General features: G+C 32.1%; 19 protein-coding genes and 2 tRNA genes. 18 read left to right on the top strand and 3 right to left on the bottom strand.

All coding sequences use genetic code 11. The features are described from left to right. Positions 1-35: 35 nt before the first annotated feature. Both ACWIUX_RS00650 and ACWIUX_RS00645 read right to left on the bottom strand, forming a co-directional pair. Complete coding sequence (locus ACWIUX_RS00650) at positions 36-404, bottom strand: helix-turn-helix domain-containing protein (protein ID WP_448588788.1); 369 nt, start codon at positions 402-404, stop codon at positions 36-38. A 19-nt stretch (positions 405-423) separates the two neighbouring features. Next, positions 424-2,121 carry an FAD-dependent oxidoreductase gene (locus tag ACWIUX_RS00645; RefSeq protein ID WP_448588787.1) on the bottom strand — a complete coding sequence of 566 codons (1,698 nt, stop codon included), beginning with the start codon at positions 2,119-2,121 and terminating at the stop codon, positions 424-426. Positions 2,122-2,254: 133 nt separating this feature from the next. Here ACWIUX_RS00645 and ACWIUX_RS00640 point away from each other — a divergent pair, with 133 nt between their 5' ends. The 10 genes from ACWIUX_RS00640 (at position 2,255) to ACWIUX_RS00595 (ending at position 12,939) form a co-directional block, all read left to right on the top strand. Further along, positions 2,255-4,579: an endonuclease MutS2 gene (locus tag ACWIUX_RS00640; RefSeq protein WP_448588786.1), complete on the top strand. Its 2,325-nt coding sequence runs from the start codon at positions 2,255-2,257 to the stop codon at positions 4,577-4,579. Beyond that, the gene (locus ACWIUX_RS00635) at positions 4,563-5,207 is read left to right on the top strand and encodes a hypothetical protein (RefSeq protein WP_448588785.1); all 645 of its coding nucleotides are present in this window, start codon (positions 4,563-4,565) and stop codon (positions 5,205-5,207) included. Before ACWIUX_RS00640 ends, ACWIUX_RS00635 begins: the two co-directional genes overlap by 17 nt. Positions 5,208-5,273: 66 nt before the next feature. Beyond that, entirely contained in the window at positions 5,274-5,753 is a 480-nt protein-coding gene (gene greA, locus ACWIUX_RS00630; RefSeq protein WP_448588784.1) for a transcription elongation factor GreA, read from the top strand. Further along, positions 5,740-7,242: a lysine--tRNA ligase gene (gene lysS, locus ACWIUX_RS00625; protein WP_448588783.1), complete on the top strand. Its 1,503-nt coding sequence runs from the start codon at positions 5,740-5,742 to the stop codon at positions 7,240-7,242. The genes greA and lysS overlap by 14 nt, the downstream gene beginning before the upstream one ends. Positions 7,243-7,262: 20 nt before the next feature. Continuing rightward, positions 7,263-8,825 (top strand): R3H domain-containing nucleic acid-binding protein, encoded by a 1,563-nt coding sequence (locus ACWIUX_RS00620; RefSeq protein WP_448588782.1) that lies wholly within the window; start codon positions 7,263-7,265, stop codon positions 8,823-8,825. After that, complete coding sequence (tmk, locus tag ACWIUX_RS00615; RefSeq protein ID WP_448588781.1) at positions 8,815-9,435, top strand: dTMP kinase; 621 nt, start codon at positions 8,815-8,817, stop codon at positions 9,433-9,435. The genes ACWIUX_RS00620 and tmk overlap by 11 nt, the downstream gene beginning before the upstream one ends. A 4-nt stretch (positions 9,436-9,439) precedes the next feature. Beyond that, the gene (locus tag ACWIUX_RS00610) at positions 9,440-10,330 is read left to right on the top strand and encodes a hypothetical protein (RefSeq protein ID WP_448588780.1); all 891 of its coding nucleotides are present in this window, start codon (positions 9,440-9,442) and stop codon (positions 10,328-10,330) included. Continuing rightward, complete coding sequence (locus tag ACWIUX_RS00605) at positions 10,327-11,133, top strand: PSP1 domain-containing protein (RefSeq protein WP_448588779.1); 807 nt, start codon at positions 10,327-10,329, stop codon at positions 11,131-11,133. The genes ACWIUX_RS00610 and ACWIUX_RS00605 overlap by 4 nt, the downstream gene beginning before the upstream one ends. Next, positions 11,120-11,857, top strand: a complete 738-nt coding sequence (locus ACWIUX_RS00600) for a M48 family metallopeptidase (RefSeq protein WP_448588778.1) — start codon at positions 11,120-11,122, stop codon at positions 11,855-11,857. The genes ACWIUX_RS00605 and ACWIUX_RS00600 overlap by 14 nt, the downstream gene beginning before the upstream one ends. A 32-nt stretch (positions 11,858-11,889) precedes the next feature. Next, positions 11,890-12,939: an SIS domain-containing protein gene (locus tag ACWIUX_RS00595; protein WP_448588777.1), complete on the top strand. Its 1,050-nt coding sequence runs from the start codon at positions 11,890-11,892 to the stop codon at positions 12,937-12,939. On the opposite strand, the gene ACWIUX_RS00590 is transcribed toward ACWIUX_RS00595, so the two are convergent. Continuing rightward, positions 12,905-13,564 (bottom strand): endonuclease III domain-containing protein, encoded by a 660-nt coding sequence (locus tag ACWIUX_RS00590; RefSeq protein WP_448588776.1) that lies wholly within the window; start codon positions 13,562-13,564, stop codon positions 12,905-12,907. The genes ACWIUX_RS00595 and ACWIUX_RS00590 overlap by 35 nt on opposite strands. Before the next feature lie 62 nt (positions 13,565-13,626). Here ACWIUX_RS00590 and ACWIUX_RS00585 point away from each other — a divergent pair. The 8 genes from ACWIUX_RS00585 to cmk all read left to right on the top strand — a co-directional run bounded on the left by ACWIUX_RS00585 (position 13,627) and on the right by cmk (position 21,201). After that, positions 13,627-13,717, top strand: a tRNA-Ser gene (locus ACWIUX_RS00585). Positions 13,718-13,831: 114 nt separating this feature from the next. Further along, positions 13,832-13,918 (top strand) — tRNA-Leu (locus ACWIUX_RS00580). A gap of 147 nt (positions 13,919-14,065) precedes the next feature. Next, complete coding sequence (locus ACWIUX_RS00575; RefSeq protein ID WP_013756123.1) at positions 14,066-14,272, top strand: cold-shock protein; 207 nt, start codon at positions 14,066-14,068, stop codon at positions 14,270-14,272. A gap of 174 nt (positions 14,273-14,446) precedes the next feature. Then, the gene (gene hpf / locus ACWIUX_RS00570) at positions 14,447-14,995 is read left to right on the top strand and encodes a ribosome hibernation-promoting factor, HPF/YfiA family (protein ID WP_448588775.1); all 549 of its coding nucleotides are present in this window, start codon (positions 14,447-14,449) and stop codon (positions 14,993-14,995) included. Positions 14,996-15,010: 15 nt separating this feature from the next. Further along, positions 15,011-17,527, top strand: a complete 2,517-nt coding sequence (gene secA / locus ACWIUX_RS00565) for a preprotein translocase subunit SecA (protein WP_448588774.1) — start codon at positions 15,011-15,013, stop codon at positions 17,525-17,527. Then, positions 17,524-18,616 (top strand): peptide chain release factor 2 gene (gene prfB / locus ACWIUX_RS00560; protein WP_448588773.1). Its coding sequence is split into 2 segments (ribosomal slippage): positions 17,524-17,583 and positions 17,585-18,616, totalling 1,092 coding nucleotides; the frame shifts between segments, so codons are not numbered across the junction. The genes secA and prfB overlap by 4 nt, the downstream gene beginning before the upstream one ends. Next, positions 18,617-20,542 carry a DUF5693 family protein gene (locus tag ACWIUX_RS00555; protein WP_448588772.1) on the top strand — a complete coding sequence of 642 codons (1,926 nt, stop codon included), beginning with the start codon at positions 18,617-18,619 and terminating at the stop codon, positions 20,540-20,542. Continuing rightward, on the top strand, positions 20,539-21,201 hold the full coding sequence (cmk, locus tag ACWIUX_RS00550; RefSeq protein ID WP_448588771.1) for a (d)CMP kinase: 663 nt from the start codon (positions 20,539-20,541) through the stop codon (positions 21,199-21,201). Before ACWIUX_RS00555 ends, cmk begins: the two co-directional genes overlap by 4 nt. Positions 21,202-21,231: the final 30 nt, after the last annotated feature.

Genomic DNA, 21,231 nt, shown 5'->3' with positions numbered 1-21,231 from the left:
CAATAGGTTAATTATAAATCATCATGATGAAAAAATCAATTTTTCTCTTTATCTGCCTTTTCCCAATTTTCTAGTTTAAGTTTTACAAAATCTAGTATGTTTTTTTGCTCCTCTTTTGATAAAACTTTTAAGGCATAAAACATCATGCTAAATTCTGGCTCTTCGGAAAACTTCTTTGTTAGGTCTTCAGTAATATAACCTGCTCTTAAATATAACTCCAACTCATCTAATCCGAGTACAGCAGCTATATTTTTTAAAACCTTCGGAGATGGAGGAGGCATTTTGCCTGATTCAAGTTTATTGACATAACCAGGATCTATACCCGATAACAAAGCAAGCCTTCTTTGATTTATACCCTTTTTTATTCTTGCCTCTTTTAAAAATTTACCGAATTCATTTTCCAAATTCGTTCACCTCTTAGTTTTAATAAAAACCACTCAAACCTGCTTCTAAGTTGTACACTTCTTCAAATCCTTTGCTTTTAAGCATAATTGATGCCTGGTATGATCTTGAACCAGTTCCGCAAAATATAATAATTTTTTTATTTTTAATATATTCTAAATCAGAACTATATAAAAAATCAATAGGAATATTGATAGCATTCTTGAAGGGCGAAGGAACTCTTTTAAATTCATCTTTCGATCTTACGTCCAATAATACTATGTCCTCGCTTTCTTTGTTTCTTTCTAAAATTTCTTTTACTTCTTCAAAGGAAATGGCTTTGTACATCTTGTTCTTTTTATTTTCATATATTTGAAAGCCTTGAACTAGGATGTCTACGGAATTTGAAAAAGGTGGTGAATAAGATAAATCTAGAGTTAGTGCTTTATAGTATGGAATTTTATTCTGAATTATTGTTGCAGCAACATCAATTGTTTTGTCAACACTAGCCTTGTTGCCAATACATTGAGCGCCAATTAAATTATCAGTTTTTTTGTCGAAAATCAACTTAATATTCATTTTATTACTTCCAGGCATATAGTGTGGCTTGTCAAAGCCAGAGTAATATATCGTTTCAAAGTCTATACCCGATTCCTTGGCCTCTCTTTCACTTAAGCCAGTCCTTGCAACGTTTATTTCCAATATTTTAACAATAGCAGTGCCAATTGCTCCCTCAAAGGCTTGAGAGTTGTTTTGCATTATATTGTTAGCTACAAGCCTGCCCAATCTATTAGCATAAGTCGCCATGGGGGAGTAGAAAGTTTTATTTGTAATTAAATTTTTTATTTCAATACAATCTCCAACTGCATAAATATCTGGATTTGAAGTTTGTAAAAACTCATTTGTAATTATTGATCCTCTCGGAGACAACTTAAGCCCAGCTCTTTTTGCTATTTCGGTATTTGGTTTTACGCCAGAACATATCAAAAACATATCTGCTTCTACTTCTCTTTTGTTAGAAACAGCTTTGATTGTTTTGTTGTTTTCTGAGATAAATTTTATTATTTTTTCGCTTGTATATACTTCCATTCCATTATTAAACATCTGTTTTTTTAAATATAACCCTATCTCTTTATCAATAAGCGCAGCAAGTGGCCAATCAAAAATTTCAAAAATTGAAACGTCTATATTTAAGTTAAATAAGGATGACGCAATTTCACAACCTATTAAACCTGCGCCTAAAATACAGACTTTATTAACCTCATTTTTATCTAAATATGATTTGACTTTTATAGAATCTGTGGGATCTTTTAAGGTAAATACATTTTCATCTTCAATTGAAAGTCCTTCTATAGGGGGAATAATAGCTTTTGAACCAGTAGCTATTACTAATTTATCGTATTGAAATCTGGTTTCTTTGTTATCTAACATGTTTAAGGTTGAGATAGTTTTTGAATCAGGATTAATTTCAGTAACTAAATAATTTAGCAATAAATCTATATTTCCATAATTTTTAAAATAATTTTCGTTTCTTAACGATTCAAATGACGTTTTTCGTAAATCGTCGAAGTCTTTGACTAAACCTTCTAAGTAAAATGGCATTCCGCATGCTGCAAAGGATGGATATGAACTTTTATCTATGACCAGGATCTTTTGTTTGAAGTCTAATCTCCTTAATCTCATTGCGGTTTTAAGACCCGCTGGTCCTGCTCCGATTATAATTACGTTAAACTTGTCCAAGATTGTGCCTCCTAATCTCAATTTTACATATCAGTTTAAATATTTTATTACAATTTTTTAATTCTATTACAATTTTTTTAATTTTGCAAATTATTTTCTTTCCTTAAGCAAATTATAATTTATAATATATTTTATGTCCTTTAAATTTGATACAAATGATCTAGATTATAAGGAAATTTTAAAAAAAATTGGTAAACATGCTTTTTTACCTTATATTAGGGATAAGATTTTAGCTATTGCACCGCTTGAAAGTCAAGAAATAAAAGTAAGACAAGCGTATATCGCTGATGCAATTGAAATCTTGTGGAAATATTGTGATCCTAGAGAAAAATTGTCTGAAGTCGCTATTGAGTCTCTTATCAATTACAAAAATCACTATTCTTTTTCTTTTAGGAATTATTTTGGTTTTTTGCAATTTTTAAAGGCAGTTAAGGTTTCTAAGGAGTTTTTTTTGAAAACAGGACTTGATTATAACTTCTTTTATAAATACTCTTTAGAATTAAACTTTCCAAAAAACCTCTTTAATATTCTTGAAGGTGTTTTTGATGATGAGGGCAACATAAAAGATAATGCGAGCGAAAAGCTATATGAAATAAGAAGAAGCATAAAGAAACTTGAAATAGAACTCAGTAACTTATTGGATAATTATGTTAAGGGAGAGAATAGAAAATATTTTCAAGAAAGTATTGTTCTTGAAAGAAATGGATTTTATTTGCTTCCTGTAAAAATTGAATATTTAGATAAAATTCCAGGTACGATTAGAGATACCTCAGCTTCAGGACTAACAGCTTATGTTGAACCGAATATTTCTGCACAAATGGTTAGTAAAATTAGGCTGAAAAAAGAAGAAGAAATGAATGAATTAAAACAGATATTAAAAAATTTAGATAAAAATTTCTATAATAATAAGGAAGTAATTCAAGAAAGTATTAATTATTATGAAACTGTGGATTTTTTGTTCTCTATAGGCAATTATTCAAAAGAAAATAATTGTATAAGACCTGAATTTGTTGATGAATTGATACTAGATTTTAAAAATGCAAAGCACCCACTTTTGAATAATGCTGTAGGACAAGACTTTTTCTTTAATAAAAATTCAAGAGGTTTTATATTAACAGGAGCAAACGGTGGTGGTAAATCTGTTGCGCTAAAGAATTTACAGTTAAACGTGTTTTTGGCTTTTTGTGGTCTTTTTGTTCATGCAAGTGACGCTAAAATTGGTGCTTTTAAAGGTTTGTATTCAGATTTGTGTGATATTCAAGATTTAAATTTGGGATTAAGCTCCTTTACTTATCATGTAAACAGGTTAAAGTTTTTTTTAAAGAATGATCTAGCAGATTCAATAATTTTAATAGATGAATTGGGAAGTGGAACAGATCCCAAAGAAGGTTTTGCTCTGGCAAAATCAATTATTAAATATTTTTTGAAGAAGGGTGCTTTTGTTGGTATTACTACACATATTTCTGAGTTAAAATTAACTAATATCAATGGATTTAAAATAACTTTGGGAGCGATGGAATATGACAAAAATTCAAATCTCCCTACTTATAGACTTTTATGGAATTCAGTTGGGAATAGTCACGCTTTAGATGTTGCGAAACAAATGGGTTTACCTTCTGAAATTATTAATGATGCAATGGAATATCTTCTTAACGATAAGGTTTACAATGAAATGGTGAAATTACAAGAACTTACCGACTTTTATAATAAAAAGATTGAAGAGTTAAAGATTAAGGAAATAAAATTATTAGAGGAAAGAAATGCTTTAAAAAATGAATTTATTCAACTTAAAAGTAATTTGAAAAACCAATATGAAGAAAAGATTTCTCAGCTAGAGAAAATGATATTATCTGCAGACTTGATTGTTAAAGATCTAAAGAAAAGTTTAAACCAATCAAAAAGAGAATCTATATTAGAGAGTATAAAGAGGTGGGAAGACCTAAAGACCTTAATTAAGGAGAAGATATCTAAGAAAGAAGAAAATCTTAAAGATCATATTAAGATAAATATTGGCGATTATGTTAGTATATCAACAATGAATATCTCTGGTAGGGTTATAAAAAAACAAGGCAATAGAAGTTTAGTTCAGACAGGACAATCTAAAGTCTGGGTTGAAGATTCTGTATTAGTCCCTGACGAAGAAAAGAGTGATATGAAGATGATAAGGGATCGCTCAAATACATATAAAATTTTAAGCGATCTTAAAGGTAAAGGCCCTAATTTTGAAATAAGCGTAAGAGGCTTGAGGGCAGAAGAGGCAATACAAAAGGTTGAAAAATTCATTGATAAGTCTTTAGTATCTAATGTGCCTTATGTGAGAATCGTTCACGGTAAAGGTGAGGGTATCTTAAGGAAAATTATTCATGAAATATTAGAAAAGCACCCGCAAGTAGAAAGTTTTAGCTTGGCTGATCCTAATGAAGGAGGTGCTGGAGTAACAATTGTATATTTTAAATAGATCTTTTTTGAAAGAATTTTTTGTTATTTCTTTGTTTTTATTTTTTGTTGCTATATTTTCTGGAACTGCTTGTGCGCAAGATCTAATTTTTACTCCTTCTCCATGGCAGCTAGCAAAACTTCCTTTAAATAGCAGCCTTAATTTAGACTTTTCTTCGGGTGAATTTATTCCAGGACAGCAAAATTCGATTCAAAGAGTGTCAATTATAGTATTGAGCAATGATAACCCTTTTTGGGATTCCGATAAGGCATCTGTCTACTTGACTGAAGAAGAGAGGGAGAAATACTATTCTCCTATTCCGGGCAGTTTTTTTGGCCCTCCTCAGTCGAGATGGTTTTTTATTACATTTTCTAGATTAGCCTCCTTTTCTAGTTGTACAATAAAGGTAATTTTGAAAGGTGCGATTGTGCCAACTGCTAATTTGTATTTTTATACCAGCAATGGAATTTACAAAAACACTAAAATAGGATTTGGATATTATGATACAGTTAGTTATACTTTCAATTTAGGGCAGCCTGGAGATAGTGTTACATTAGTAATATTAAATTCACCATCCGATTCTGGCCCCAATATGGTATCTAATTGGAGAAGTTTAGACTATAAAATAGAGGTTTCAGGGAACCCTTAGTGTTTACAATATTCATTCTAGTAACTATAATACATAGGAATTTTAGTACAGGAGTAGGAGGGTCATATGAAGGAAATAATTAATTTGACTCAAGAGGGCTACGATAAATTAAAAAATGAGCTTGAATATCTTAGAGATATTAAACTAAAAGAAATATCCGAAAGAATTCAAGAAGCAAAAGATTTTGCAGAGGACTTTGGCAATCTTGAATATGAAGAGGCAAAAAATGAACAGGCTATGGTTCTTGCAAGGATCAATGAGCTAGAAGCTCAACTTTCAAATGCAAGGATAATAGATAAAGACAAGATAGAACTATCAAGAGTAGGTATTGGGTGTAAAGTTGTTGTAAAGGATCTTAACAAAAAAACAATAAAGGAATATACTATTTTAGAACCTATTGAGGCGGATCCTATAAATGGAAAAATATCATTTCAGTCTCCTGTTGGTAAGGCTTTGTATGGGAAACAGGTTGGAGATGAAGTAAACGTTCATACGCCAGGAGGTCAGACTTTAAGATTAAAGGTGATAAGCATTGAAAGAGCATGAAGAAGAGCCTTTTTTAAGTGATAAAGCTTTAGAAGATGAATATTATAAGCAAAGGCTTTTGAAAGTAAATGCCCTAAGGGAAATGAAGGTTGATCCATATCCTGTTAAGTCAAATTTCGTTGATTATATTTCTAATATAAAACGTAATTTTGAAGATAACAAGATAACCGATAAAGAGGATATAGTCGTAGTAGGTCGTCTTTTTTCTAAGAGACTTCATGGGAAAATGAGTTTTGCAGATATAATTGATTTTACTGGAAAAATTCAGATACAACTAAAGAAAGATATTTTAGGTGAGCAATATGATTTTTTCAAAAATTATATTGATATTGGAGATTTTATTCAAGTTTCTGGGAACATCTTTAGAACTAAAACAGGTGAAATTACAGTTCTAGTTAAAGAGTTAAAGATATTATCGAAGGCGTTAAGATCGCTACCTGAAAAATGGCACGGTTTAAAAAATGTAGAACTCAGATATAGGTTTAGGTATTTAGATCTTATATCAAATCAAAAAACAAGAGATATATTTGTTAAGAGGAGTAAAATAATAAGTTTTATTAGAAAGTTTTTTGAAAGTAAAGGGTTTTTAGAAGTTGAAACACCTATGTTACATTTGATCCCAGGTGGAGCTTCTGCAAAACCATTTGTAACTTATCATAATGTTTTGGAAAAAAGTTTATTTTTAAGAATTGCACCGGAGTTGTATTTAAAAAGACTTTTAATTGGTAATTTTCATAAAATTTTTGAAATAAACAGGTCTTTTAGAAACGAAGGAGTTTCAGTAAAACACAATCCAGAATTCACAATGCTTGAAGCTTATCAAGCTTATTCTGACTTAGACGGTATGATGCTTCTTACAGAAGAGCTTTTAGTTTACCTTTGTGAGAACGTTTTAGGAACTACCGATGTGGTTTATCAAGGAAAGACGTATAGTTTTAAGCCTCCTTTAAGAAGAATTGATTTTGATGAATCTATAAAGGAATACGTTGGCCTAACTGACGAACAACTCAAAAACAAAGCTTTTTTGCAGTCTTTTGTAAAGGATTTAGGATGTCAGTTTAGCAGTGAGTGGGGAATTGGAAGATTAAAGCTTGAAATATTTGAGCATCTTGTAGAAAAAAAGATTGAAGAGCCTACCTTTGTATTTGGTTATCCTGCAGAAGTTTCACCATTGGCAAAAAGAGATCCTTCAAATCCTGAAAAGGCACATAGATTTGAACTAATTGTGGCTGGTAGGGAGATAGGGAATGCACATAGCGAATTAAATGATCCTGTTTATCAGAGAAATATGTTTTTAGAACAAGCAAAGCTTAAAGAAAGTGGCGATGAAGAGGCTCAGATGATGGATGACGATTTTATTTTTGCACTTGAACACGGAATGCCACCAGCCGGTGGATTAGGTTTAGGGATTGATAGAATAGTTATGCTCCTGACTGATTCTCCTTCGATAAGAGATGTTATATTCTTTCCTCATTTAAAGCCAAATTAAATTATGGAAGGTGAATTTATTTGGGACTAAATGAAACTATTGATGATTTAAGATGTCTTATTGACATTTTGCCCGATGATTTTAAATGTTGTGTATTAGAACTTAAAGATCTTAATGATATTGTTGAAATTGTCTTAGATCTTGGCAGATATCCTGAAGTTAGATTTCCTGACGATGTGTTTGAAGTAAATACCAGACAGGTAACAAGAGAAGATCTACAGAATGTTACGAAAAAAGTTGGCGCTTTTTCGGGCGATAACAGGGCTGGAATAGAAAGAACATTACACAGAATTTCTTGTATAAGAAATAGATCTGGCGAAATTGTCGGTTTAACTCTTAGAGTTGGCAGAGCTGTTTTTGGCACTATTGATATAATAAAGGATATAGTTGAAAGTAAAGAGAACATCCTTTTAATGGGTCCTCCTGGCATAGGAAAGACTACTAAATTGAGAGAGATTGCTAGAGTTTTATCTGTAGACATGAAAAGAAGAGTTATTGTAATAGACACTTCTAACGAAATAGGCGGGGATGGTGATATCCCTCACCCTGCAATAGGAAAATCAAGGAGGATGCAAGTTCCTACTCCTGAAAAACAACATGCTGTTATGATTGAAGCTGTTGAAAACCATATGCCACAAGTTATAATCGTTGATGAGATTGGGACAGAATTGGAAGCTCAAGCAGCAAGAACTATTGCAGAAAGAGGGGTTCAACTTATTGCAACTGCCCATGGTAATAGTTTAGTAAATCTAATTATGAACCCAACCCTGAGCGATCTTGTGGGAGGTGTTCAAGTTGTTACTTTGTCAGATGAAGAAGCTAAGAGAAGAAGAACTCAAAAAACAATTCAAGAAAGAAAAACCCAACCAACTTTTAATGTAGTTATAGAACTTTTAGACAGAGAAAAGATGGTTATACACAAAAACGTAGATAAAGTTGTTGATCAGTTGCTAAGGGGAGAACAAATAAGGCCAGAAGTACGCTCAAAATCTAGTGACGGTAAAGTAATAATTGAAGAGCAACGTATGGAACTAAAAAAAGAAAGGCTTCCTAATAGAGATTCTTATGGCAACTTTGAAACAAAAAAGAATCTTGATGTAAATGTTTCTAAAGAATTTTTAAATATCTTTTCTTTTGGTGTAAGTAAAGATATTTTGGAAAGGGTTTCAAATGAGTTAAGGATTTCAATAAATATAGTTAAAGATCTAGACATTGCGGATGTTGTTATAACATTAAAGGGTTTTTTGAAGGCAAGAGGCAAGTTTTTTGATGAGGTTGAAGAAAAAAATCTTCCGATATATGTTATGAGAAGTAACACTATAACACAAGCAAGAAAGATTTTGTCTGAAATTGCTCAGCTTAGATCTGTTAATTTTGAAGATATAGATTTTGAGAAATTTGAAGCCTTAAGGGAAGCAGAAGAAGCTATCCAAAAGGTTTTAAGAGATAAAGTTTCAGTCGAGCTTAGTCCGAGAAATGCCTATTTTAGAAGGTTACAGCATCAATTGGCTGAAAAATACAATTTGTTCTCTGAAAGTTTGGATGAAGAACCTAGAAGAAGAGTGAAAATATTTGCAAAATAAAAAGAAGGGTCTTTTTATTACTTTCGAAGGAATTGAAAAAAGTGGTAAAACAACTCAATCAAGATTGCTTTACGATAAATTAATAGCCTTAGGGAAGGATGCAATTTATTTAAAGGATCCTGGGATCACTGAGCTTGGAGAACATATCAGAAAAGCATTGTTATTTGGAAAAAATATTTCTGTCGAAGCTGAGGTATTTTTATTTGCCGCTTGTAGGGCTCAATTAGTTAACGAGTACATTTTTCCAGCATTGAAAGAGGACAAAATTGTTATTTGTGATAGATTTTCTGATTCAACCTTTGCTTATCAAGGGTATGGAAGAAGTGTTAATCTTTCATTTTTAAAAAAGATTGACGAGTTTGCAACAAAAGGGATTAAACCTGATTTGACTTTTCTCTTTGACTTTTCCTTTTTGGAAGCAAGCGAGAGGTTTTCGGAGGATAAAGATAGGATGGAAAACGAGAATATAAATTTTCACAATAGGGTAAGAGCAGGCTATCTTTATCTTGCATCTATGGAACCCAATAGATTTTTTTTATTGCATCCAAAATTTGATAAAGATAAACTTCATAAAATTGTTTTACAAAAGGTCTTAGAGAGAAATATTTAATAAAATGTTTGAAAAAAGATTTGAATTTTTTGATAGGTTGTTTGAAAATATTGAAGAACTAAATATAAAGTCATTTATGATATGGGGTCAAAAAGGGTGTTTGAAAAAACAAATAGTAAGAAGTCTTTTAGAAAGGATTTATGGTTATAAGTTTGACTCTCTATACCAGAACAAACCAAACTTTTTCTCATTTGTTTTTGGTAAACAAGTTCAAAATGAGCAATTATCTGATAGAAGTTTTTTGAGGGAGCTTTTAAACGACATCTTGTGGCAGAAGAGGATTAACGATGAAATTGTTACTGTATATGTTGAATTTGGGAATGATCCTCAAAGAATGAGAGATGTTGTTGAAGTTCCTGATTTCTTTTTAAAAATAGTAGAGGAGCCACCAGCTAATACATATTTTATATTTTTATCTGATTTCCAGTTGATGTCTACTTTGAAATCAAGATGTATTGAAATTTATGTTCCTTTATTTTCAGACAAAGAAAGTACAAAGCTACTTATTGATATGAATAGATATTTTCAAGATAACAAAGAATTTGGCGATCTCATCTATGGATGTCCTGGCTTGCTAGATGGCAAAGACGAAGTAATATTGGAAAATATGAGAGAAAGATTTCAGTTAATGGTAAATTTTATTAAATCTGAAAGATCTAATAAACAAAATTATTCGTTCGATGATGTCTATAAAGATCCAGAACCTTATCTTTCTCTGTTTTTTTTTAAATCTCAACTGTTAAAACTATTTAAAAATAGAGAGATAACTGCTGTCAAATATCTTGAAGCTTTAGGTAAAATAAAGTTAGCGAACGAATTTTATTTAAACAGAGTTAATCCTTCATCAATATTTTTAATTACAAATTTCTTGTTAGATTCAAAGGAGCTAGAATGAACTATTATTTTGTAAAGGTTTTGCCATTAAGAAGATTTGGATATTTTTCGTCTGAGGAAATTTTTTCAAAGGGCGATTGCGTTGTTGTTGAAGGTAATTTCGGAATAGAAATGGGAATTATTGATTCGATTGTAGATGGAACACCTGATAATATTGAAAAGGTTAAAAAGATTATTAAACTAGCAAGCAAAGAAGATATTAGTGGAATTCAAGAAAGAGAAGAAAAAGCGAAAGAAATTCTTTTACTCTCGAAAGAACTGGCTAGAGAACTAAATCTTGAAATGAAATTTCTCAAAGCTGTGTATAACTCAGATGGTTCTAAAATTACAATTTACTTTACAGCTGATGGGCGAGTTGACTTTAGAGAATTAATTAAAGAGATCACAAAAAGAGTAAAAAAAACTAGGGTTGAATTATTTCAAGTTGGCTCAAGAGATGCTGTAAAGTTATTGGGTGCAATAGGAAGCTGCGGAAGAGAGGTTTGTTGTGCCACATTTTTAGATGAAATTGACACAATATCAGTGAAAATGGTTAAGGATCAGGGTTTGCAATTGAACCCTACAAAGATATCAGGCGTATGTGGAAGACTTTTATGCTGTATGTCATATGAGTATCCATTTTATAGCTGCTGCAAATCTTTGTTTCCAAACATAGATGATTTAGTTAGAACTTCAAGGGGTATAGGAAGGGTTATTGAAAATAGATATCTGAAAAACTCATTTGTTATAATGTATGAGGATGGATTAAAGGAAGAAATTTCTATAGATCAGTGGCACAGAGAAAATGGTGATGAAACGGCGTAGTTTTTTGGTGCTTTTTTTTACATTAACTTCTTCTATGATTTTGCCTAAAAGTGCTAGTGCATCTTTAATTTCTACACAAGAAGAGATAAAAATAGGTCGAGACGCCTCTAAAAGTTTTGAAAAGAAATATGGATTGTATTATGATCAGTATTGGAACGAAAAGGTTTCAAGTATCGGTGCAAGATTGGTGTCAGTTTGCGATAGAAAAGATTTACCTTATAGCTTTAAGATCGTTAACATAAATCAGATCAACGCTGTCTCATTTCCGGGGGGATTCATTTATGTATACAAGGGATTGTTAAATTTTGTTAAGTCGGATGATGAGCTTGCATGTGTCTTGGGACACGAAATTGGTCATGTATGTAGAAGACATGTTGTAAAAAATATTGAAAGGGAATTCTATGCAAATTTATTGCTACAGCTCTTTTTAGCAAGAAGTTCAACTTTAATTCAATATGCGGCTGGAATAACAGAGAATCTAGTGATGTTAGGTTATAGCCGTGAGGAAGAATACGAAGCAGATCACTATGGTACAATCTATGCTTATAGGGCTGGTTATAATCCCTGTGCAATGATCACCTTTATGGAAAGGCTCAAAACTGTAGACAAGGAAAATTTTGGTAAAGCATATGAAATATTTTCTGATCATCCTTCTACAGACAACAGAATAAAACGTCTTCAGGAGTTAGACCAAGAATTAGGGGTTCAATGTAACGTAACTTAATAAATTATTGTTTATAAGGAGGAAAAGGGACAATGGACAAAAAACTAATGGACGTATATGTTTCTGATATTGCTCACCATATGAAAGACTTTTACCAAGATCTAACTTTTTATAAAGATGGCAAAGTAGACATGCTTGATATAGAAAATATAATCTTTCTTGGAATAGGTGGTTCTGCCATATCACCTAAAATATTTACTGAAATTATGAACGTTAATAAAAAAGTCTATTTCTTTTCTATTTTGAATGGAAGTGAAAATTTGCCAGATCCTGCTAAGAGCTTTGTTTTTGCTTTTAGTTATTCTGGTAATACTGTTGAAACATTAAAGAGTGTTGAGATGATATCCAAAAATGGTTTTAAAGGCGTGGGCATCTCATCTGGGGGGAAAATGATTGAGTTGTGTGAAAATCTAAATTGGCAACACATTAGTGTGCCTTCTGGTAGAGCACCAAGAGCTGCCATGCCTTTTACCCTTTCTATTTTATTTAAATATGCGTTAGTAAATAATTGGACTGAATATGATGAAAGCGATATTTGGGGCGAAATAGTTAGGCGTTCGAATATTAAAAATAAATACTTGCCTGAAGTTGATTTTGAAGATAACATTTCAAAAAGAATTGCATTTAAGCTTGCTAATAAGAAAAATATTATACTTTGGGGGGTAGAGTCGATTAGTAAAAACATTGCTTATAGATTTAAATCTCAACTTGAAGAGAATGCAAAACAACTATCTTATTATTCCTTTTTACCAGAGGCTTCGCATAATCAAATTGTTCCAATTTCTCTAGTTGATAATAAAGAGGATTATATTGTTTTGATTTTTAGGATTCCAGAAAGGGAATCGGTTTTATTATCTACTATCATAAGTACCGTAAAGACATTTTTAAATTCTGAGGGGATTGAAGTAATGGACGTATTTGGTTTTGGGGAAAATCATGTTTTGGCAGGGCTTGACCTTATATATGCAACTGATTTTGCTAGTTATTACCTTGCATTGCTTAAAGGGATTGAACCTGAGCCAATTGAACCAATTGGCAGGATGAAAGTTATTTTGAACGATAATCTTCGCAAAGTTCTCTGATAGGACATACTTGGCAATCTTGTTTTCTTGATCCACAAATATTTCTACCTAATTCGATTAAATATAAATGAAGGGCTTTTAGTTTCTCTCGATCTTTAATAGAGTTTTCTATTTCCAACTGAATGTTTTTTTTGCTTATTTTTTTATTTCTAATCTTCTGAACAATTCTAGAAATATGGGTGTCAACAGGAAAGGAACTCTTTTTTAAACCAAATAATATTGCACAGGAAATAGTCTTTAAACCTATTCCGTCAATGGCAAGAAATGTATTGATAATTTCAGAAACTTCTAATTTTCTGATTCTTTTTTCTGCTTCTAAGTATTCTTGATTTAAAAAAAATTTTTTACCAAGAGCAAATAATGTTTTGGTTTTTTGATTGGTAAGTCCAGCGATCTTAATAGATTCTTTGACTTTGGTGTAGTATTTATCATTTGATAGGTTTTTCAAATCATAATTTATGATTTTTATAAGATTGTTGTAAGCTTGTATGGAGTTTTTATCCGTAGTGTTTTGCGAAAGTACTGCTTTGATTAGTTCGTGGAAGAAGTCTTCATCTATCCTATTAATATTGCCAAAATAATCTTTTAATTTATTCAATATATTTTCATAATAATTTTTATTCATTTTCGCTCCATTAATTTTTTTCTTAAAAATATGATACAATATTTAATGCTTGAATTAATGTTGGAGGGGTGTCCGAGCGGTTTAAGGAGCCGGTCTTGAAAATCGGTGTCCCCTTTATTGGGGCCGTGGGTTCGAATCCCACCCCCTCCGCCATTTATTTAAAACGCAAAGATGAAGAATTAAATAATCTAAAAAGTCAGCTTGAGTTTGTTTTGGTTAAATAAAAGGTTGACTTTATAAAATTTTATATTTATACTAATTAAAAGTGCCGAGGTGGCGGAATGGCAGACGCGCTAGTTTGAGGGGCTAGTGAACGCATAGTTCGTCAGGGTTCAAGTCCCTGCCTCGGCACCAAAGGCTTACCTGCAATGTGCTGTTGGGTGGGTTCTTAAAAGGGAGGTGAACTTTGCTCTAGGTTTTGTTTTTGTAATTAGAGGAGATAGAAAAGGTTAGATGAGATAATTTAAATTTATGAAAAAGGTCTTAGGAGGTTATTTATTTATGTTTTTGGGTAAAGTAAAGTGGTTTAACAATGAAAAGGGCTATGGATTTATTTCAAAGGATGACGGGAGTGGCGACGTCTTTGTGCACTATAGTGCAATCCAGGGTAAAGGATTTAGAACCCTAGAGCAAGGTCAAGCTGTCCAATTTGAAATTGTAGATGGCCCAAAGGGACCACAGGCATCAAACGTTACTAAGGTATCATAAATAAGATATTATTATCTTTAAAATAATAATTTTTTAGTATTTGAACATTTCAAAAGCCCCCGGGGAGGGGCTTTTGTTTTCTTAGTTTAATAAGTGGTAGGATATATAAGAATAATTGTGAAGTGGTTTTACAATTATAACTATTATAAAGTTTAATCTCAAAGGAGGATAAATATGCAAATAATCGTGAAAGATAAAGGTGTAAATTTATCGGAAGATCTAAAAAATTATACTTCCAACAAATTTTCAAAATTAGAGAAATTCTTTAAAAAAATAATTGAAGTTCAAGTTGTCCTATCTAAAAGCTGCGCTAAAAAAACTAAACAAATCTTTTCGGCTGAGGTTACTATCTTTGCAGCAGGTTCCACGATTAGGGCTCAGGAAAGTTCAGAGGATTTGAGGACTGCGATTGATTTAGTTTATGATAAACTTGAAAGACAAATCTCAAAATATAAGGAAAAGTTAGTGCAAAGACACAGGAATTTAATAAGCGAGAACTTCTTAGTACAAAAAGGTGATGAAGTAGTTCATGAAAATAATGAAAATAAGATAGTCAGGACAAAAAGATTTCCTTTAAAGCCAATTACTCCAGAAGAGGCTATAATAGATATGGAGCTTTTAGGGCACAACTTTTATGTTTTTATCAACTCTCAAACTATGGATGTTAACGTAGTTTATAAGAGAAACGAAGGTGGATACGGTTTAATTGAACCTGAAAAATAAATATGAGGAATATAAATGTTTAAAAAGCTTTTAAGTAAAATTTTAGGCTCAAATAGGGAAAACGAACTAAAAAAATACTACGAAATAGTTGCCGCAATTAATAACAAAGAAGAAGAGATAAAGAAGTTAACAAGGGAAGACTTTTTACAAATAACCAACAACTACAGAAACTTCTTAAAGGATTATAAAGAAAAAGAATTTCCAAGTGAGATTCTTATTAACGCCTTTGCAATGGCAAGAGAGGCCTCTTTGAGGACATTAGGCCTCAGGCACTTTGATGTTCAACTTATCGGCGGACTTGTGCTCAATGATGGTAAAATTGCAGAAATGGCTACTGGCGAAGGCAAAACTCTTGCTGCAACTACGGCTGCTTACCTTAATGCGCTAAGTGGTAAAGGTGTACATATTGTTACTGTAAACGACTATCTTGCAAAAAGAGACGCCGAATGGATGAGACCTGTTTACGAGTATCTTGGCGTTTCTGTAGGATATTTACAGAACAATTTCAATAATGAAGAGAGAAAAGCAGCGTACAATTGCGATATTACATATGGTGTGAATCATGAATTTGGTTTTGATTATTTAAGAGATAATATGGCTTTATCTATAGCAGAGCAGGTCCAGAGAGGCTTGAATTACGCAATTGTAGACGAAGTTGACAGTATTTTAATTGATGAGGCTAGAACTCCTTTGATTATCTCTGGAAGAGCTGCCCAAAAAACAGAATTATACAATAGGCTTAACCCAATAGCACTTAGATTAAAACCTGAAGAAGATTTTACACCCGATGAAAAGACTAAAACGCTTTCCTTGACTGAAGTTGGAGTTGCTAAGGCAGAGAAATTACTAGGTATTGAGAACCTTTATGACGTTAAATATATTGATGTCCTTCATGTTCTTATCCAATTGTTAAGAGCTCATCACCTTTTTAGAAAAGAAAAAGATTATGTAGTTAAGGATGGCGAGGTAATTATCGTAGATGAATTTACAGGAAGATTAATGCATGGGAGAAGATATTCTGATGGTTTGCACCAAGCAATTGAAGCGAAGGAGCATGTGAGAGTCAGAGAAGAAACGCAAACTATAGCAACGATTACTATTCAAAATTATTTTAGATCTTATGCTAAATTGGCAGGTATGACGGGTACTGCAAAAACTGATGAAGCTGAATTTATAAAAATTTATAACTTAATGGTAGTAGAAATACCCACAAATAAACCTGTAATAAGAGTTGATTTTCCTGATGTAATATACAAAAACGAAGAAGCCAAATTTAGAGCTGTAATAAGGGAAATTCAGGAATGCTTCGAAAGAGGTCAACCAGTTTTAGTTGGGACCGTATCTATTGAGAAATCAGAAAAGCTTAGTTTACTTTTAAAGAAAAAAGGGATCCCTCATCATGTTTTAAATGCAAAATATCATGAAAAAGAGGCTGAAATAATTTCTCATGCTGGTGAGAAGAAGTCGGTAACTATTGCTACCAATATGGCTGGTAGAGGAGTGGATATTGTAATTGACGATGAGGTGAAACAACTTGGTGGGCTTCACATAATTGGCACTTCAAGGCATGAGAGTAGAAGAATAGATAATCAGTTGAGAGGACGTGCAGGAAGACAGGGAGATCCTGGTTCATCAAGATTTTATCTATCCTTAGACGATGATCTTCTAAGACTATTCGGTTCTGATAGACTTGTAGCCCTGATGAACAAGTTGAATATTGATGAAAATGAACCAATTGAACACAGTTGGGTTACAAAAGCCGTTGAAAACGCACAGAAAAAAGTAGAAGAAAACAATTTTGCAATAAGAAAGCAGCTTATAGAATATGATGACGTTTTGAATAGGCAGCGAGAGTATATCTATTCTGAAAGGCAAAAATTACTAACTCATGAAGATTGTAAGGATATAGTTGTTGGCTGGATCGAAGACCTTGTGGATAGACTGGTGGATGATGCGTGTCCCAAAAAGACAATTAATGAAGAAAATTTATCAGTTCTTAAAGAATCTTTCCAAGAAATTGTAAAGATAGACGAAGAAGTTTTTGATAACTGTAAGGATGTATCAGACTTAAAGACAAAGCTTAAGTCTTTCTTAAAAGAAAAATACGATATTAGGGAGTCAGAGTTAGGTTCGGAGTTGTTGAGAACATTAGAAAAGTATATATCTCTAAGAGTTATAGATGAAAAGTGGATGGAGTATTTACAGGACAACGATTCTCTTAGAGAGGGAATAGGTCTTAGGGCTTATGGACAAAAAGATCCTCTTGTGGAATATAAAATAGAAGCATCAAAGCTATTTCAGGAAACAGTTACCCTTATTAAAAAAGATACTTTAAAATTTTTATTCAATGTAGTTGTTGAAAAAAGGGAAGATTTGGCTGAAAAGCAACAAAATGTTCAAACTAAAACCAATATAAATGGGGCTAATAACAATCAAAGGAATACTAAAAAGAAAAAAATAGGCAGAAATGACCCATGCCCTTGTGGTAGCGGTAAAAAGTATAAACATTGTTGTGGAAGGAACGAAAAATGATAGAATACGATATTAATTCTTTGAATGAAAGAATTATAAAAATTCGTGACTGTCTTTGACCTGGATAATAAAGCAAAAAAACTAGAAAATATAAGAAATGAATTGGCGAATCCAGAAATTTGGGAAGACGTACAGAGGGCTTCAAATTTAACTCGGCTTGCTGATAGTCTTCAAAAAAGCATTGACGAATGGAATAATCTAAATTCTATTTTTGAAGATTTTTTATTTTGGACAGAATTTCAAGGTGAAGATGTAGAGTCTGAGCTTACAGAAAGCTATAATAATTTGATAAAGATTCTAGAAGAAATGGAATTTAAGGCTCTTTTATCTGATAAATACGATAGCTATGATGCCGTGCTCACGATAAGCGCTGGGGCAGGTGGGGTTGATGCACAAGACTTTGCAGAAATGCTTCTTAGGATGTATATTAGATGGGGTGAAAAGAATAATTATACTGTGGAATTGGTAGATCAAAGCCCAGGTGATGAAGCTGGAATAAGATCAGCTACCGTCTTCTTTAGAGGAAGATATTCTTATGGTTTTTTGAAATCTGAACAAGGCGTTCATAGATTAATTAGACTTTCTCCCTTTGATTTTAATAACAGAAGACATACATCTTTTGTTTTGGTTGAGGTCACACCCTTAATAGAGGATGTAAAAGAGGTAAATATAAATAGCCTAGATTTAAAGATAGAAACCTTTAGGGCTTCTGGTGCCGGTGGTCAGCATGTAAACAAAACTGATTCTGCAGTAAGGATTACTCATTTGCCAACTGGAATTGTTGTTACATGTAGGAATGAAAGAAGTCAATTTCAAAACAAAGAAGCAGCAATGAAGATCCTTATTTCAAAACTAAGCAGTCTCTATGAAGAAAAACAGAGGGATAAGCTAAATGAATTTAAAGGCGATACAGATGCTTCATGGGGAAAACAGATTAGAACTTATGTATTGCATCCCTATACAATGGTAAAAGATCATAGAACAAATTTAGAAATTGGTGATGTGTACGGAGTTTTGGATGGAAATATTGACGAATTTCAAAAAGCGTATTTATTAAAACAATCAAAAGAGAAGAGTAAGGGTGATTAAATGATAAATAAAAGATTTCTTTTTTATTTGGGAGTATTGATGCTTTTTTCTTCAGCTTTCTTTTCTTTTATTATCTCTTCAATTAGATCTGACGTGGAAATAAAAGCCGATAAACATATATCAATTGTAATTGACTATGAAGGTTTTAGAGATCTCGCCGAGCTAACAAATTATCCCTTTGATAAATTTTTAACTGAACTTAGGGAAGAAGGCGTTACTGCAGTTGCTCTTAAAGAGTCAAATCTTAAATCACTTGTAGAACGTGGAGAAGTTTTTTTAGTTCATCCTGATGAAAAGTCAATTAAAGATGGAATAATATGGGTAGCAGAATTTAGAAGTCCTGATTTAGCAAAAGAAGTATATAGTAAACTAACAAATAAATATCGTGGTCTAATTAAAAAAACCTTTCTGAAAGGCTCATCTATATATTCTTCTGATGAGGACTTGCCATCTTTGTATTTTGGTTTTCTTGATAGGGAAATAAACTTTTGCAAGAAATTAGGTTTTGACATTGTGTTGAGACCAATTAATGATTTTCGATTTTATGGTAATAAAGAGGATTTTGAAAGATGGGTCAATCAGTATCCAAAAAATGTATGGATGATAATATTTGGAGAAAGAGAAGTATTGGGTTATCCGAAGTTTATTGATGTTTATGCTAAAATCTTAGAGAAAAATGACATACGTTTTGGTTATGTAGAATTTGCCAAGCAAAAGGGCATAGACGAATTGGCTAGGATGATTCCATATCAGGTGTTAAGGGTACATGCAATTACAAATAATGAAATACCTGGGGCTAATGTTATTTATTCTGATAGCAGGTTTGAATCTGGAAAGAAGATAAAATATTCAGATGCTATTCCTAGGTGGGGTCGAGCGATCAAAGAGAGAAATATAAAGGTGTTATACGTTAACCCGTGGGGCGAACCGTTGAAGGGCGATCTCATTAACACAAATCTTGAATACATAAAAAATATTGTTCAAGAAATAAGACTTCAAGGATATGTACCTGGTAAGGCTCTTTGGACTGCACATGACGAGTTTTATTTTAAACCAGTAAGGCTTATCTGGATATTTGGTATATTTTTCTCTCTTGGATGTTTATTATTACTTATGTGTTCTGCAAATTTAAATACAAGAAAGATGCTATTCTTTTTTACTACTCTTGCGCTTGTAAATATTTTGTTATTTATTCTAGGAAAGTTTAATTTTATAGCATGGGAAACGGCACTCTTTAGTTCTACTTTTGCACCAATTTATTTGTATAATAAGGTTAAAAATTCTAATTGGTTGTTATTTTTTCTTAATTTTGCTATTGTTTTTGTCATTTCAATTTTGGGAGCACTGTTAACTAATAATATATATTTATCTGCAACATCTGTTATTGGGATTAATATCTTTCCATTGATAAAGCTACTTTTGATACTGCCTATTGTACTTTTGGGATTAAGAATATTTTTCAGAACTATCAACATAAAGGACTACGTTAATGAAATTATGAAACCGATGAAAAGAGTTGAATTCGTCGCCTTTTTGATATTTTTGATAGTTTTGGCTATTTATGTTTTAAGATCTGGAAATCAAAATCCTATTGGTCTATTTCCTGACGAGGAGCATATAAGGATATTTCTGGAAAAAACTCTTTTTGTAAGGCCAAGGTTTAAAGAATTAATTGGATATTCAATGCTTGTTTTTTCCTTTTATTTGTACAAATTAAATAGCGTTAATTTCTTTAAATTTTTCTTCTTGATTTCTTCAGTGGCCTTTATATCGCTAACAGATACTTTTTTACACATTCACATTCCAATATATATCAGTATAATTAGAAGTCTGGAAGGAGTTTTCTTTGGTACACTTATTGGAATTATATCTTGTATAATTGTGAATATTTTAATAAAAGTCTATAAAACGAGGTTTGATACATGATCGTAGCGATTGATGGTCCTGCTGGAGCTGGTAAGAGTACAGTAGCTCGCGAATTAGCCAAAAAGCTTAATTTTAAGTATATAGATACTGGTTCAATGTATAGAGCTATAACTTTTGAGTTGATAAAAAGAAATCTTGAAAATTCTAAAGATCTAGAAATGGTTTTTAAGGAAATAATAAATTCAATTGAGCTTGATTTTATTGATGGCAATGTTGTTTTAAATGGTGATGTATTGACGAAAGAAATAAGAACGCCGCTGGTAGATAAAAATGTTTCTAAGGCAGCTTCTAGTGAAGTTGTCAGGTCTTTTCTTTCTTCTGAACAAAGAAAGTTGGCAATTAATTCGACCAATACAATTTTGGAGGGTCGTGACACTACTACTGTAGTATGTCCAGATGCCCAGGTAAAGATATTTTTAACCGCTTCGCTTGAAGAAAGGGCGAAAAGAAGATACAAAGAACTAATTGAAAAAAATATTAAAGTCAATTTTGAAGATGTATTAAAGCAAATTGAAGAAAGGGACAAGTCTGATTTGACCAGAAAAATTGGTCCCCTTAAAGTAGCTGAAGATGCAATAGTAATTGATTCAACAGAAAAAGACGTACAATGGGTTGTTGATAAAATACTTTCAATTGTAATAAGTAAAAGGAATGGTTAGTATATAATCCGATTAAGATTTGAAAGGAGA

This window comes from Thermodesulfobium sp. (assembly GCF_053498235.1).
Note: the sequence above shows the minus strand (reverse complement) of the source record. Positions and strands in the feature narration are given on the sequence as shown.

Coding starts and splice junctions, on each gene's coding strand:
- ACWIUX_RS00640 (WP_448588786.1), top strand. CDS start 2,255: ATGTCCTTTAAATTTGATACAAATGATCTAGATTATAAGGAAATTTTA.
- greA (WP_448588784.1), top strand. CDS start 5,274: ATGAAGGAAATAATTAATTTGACTCAAGAGGGCTACGATAAATTAAAA.
- ACWIUX_RS00610 (WP_448588780.1), top strand. CDS start 9,440: ATGTTTGAAAAAAGATTTGAATTTTTTGATAGGTTGTTTGAAAATATT.
- ACWIUX_RS00605 (WP_448588779.1), top strand. CDS start 10,327: ATGAACTATTATTTTGTAAAGGTTTTGCCATTAAGAAGATTTGGATAT.
- ACWIUX_RS00600 (WP_448588778.1), top strand. CDS start 11,120: ATGAAACGGCGTAGTTTTTTGGTGCTTTTTTTTACATTAACTTCTTCT.
- ACWIUX_RS00595 (WP_448588777.1), top strand. CDS start 11,890: ATGGACAAAAAACTAATGGACGTATATGTTTCTGATATTGCTCACCAT.
- ACWIUX_RS00590 (WP_448588776.1), bottom strand. CDS start 13,564: ATGAATAAAAATTATTATGAAAATATATTGAATAAATTAAAAGATTAT.
- ACWIUX_RS00575 (WP_013756123.1), top strand. CDS start 14,066: ATGTTTTTGGGTAAAGTAAAGTGGTTTAACAATGAAAAGGGCTATGGA.
- hpf (WP_448588775.1), top strand. CDS start 14,447: ATGCAAATAATCGTGAAAGATAAAGGTGTAAATTTATCGGAAGATCTA.
- secA (WP_448588774.1), top strand. CDS start 15,011: ATGTTTAAAAAGCTTTTAAGTAAAATTTTAGGCTCAAATAGGGAAAAC.
- ACWIUX_RS00555 (WP_448588772.1), top strand. CDS start 18,617: ATGATAAATAAAAGATTTCTTTTTTATTTGGGAGTATTGATGCTTTTT.
- cmk (WP_448588771.1), top strand. CDS start 20,539: ATGATCGTAGCGATTGATGGTCCTGCTGGAGCTGGTAAGAGTACAGTA.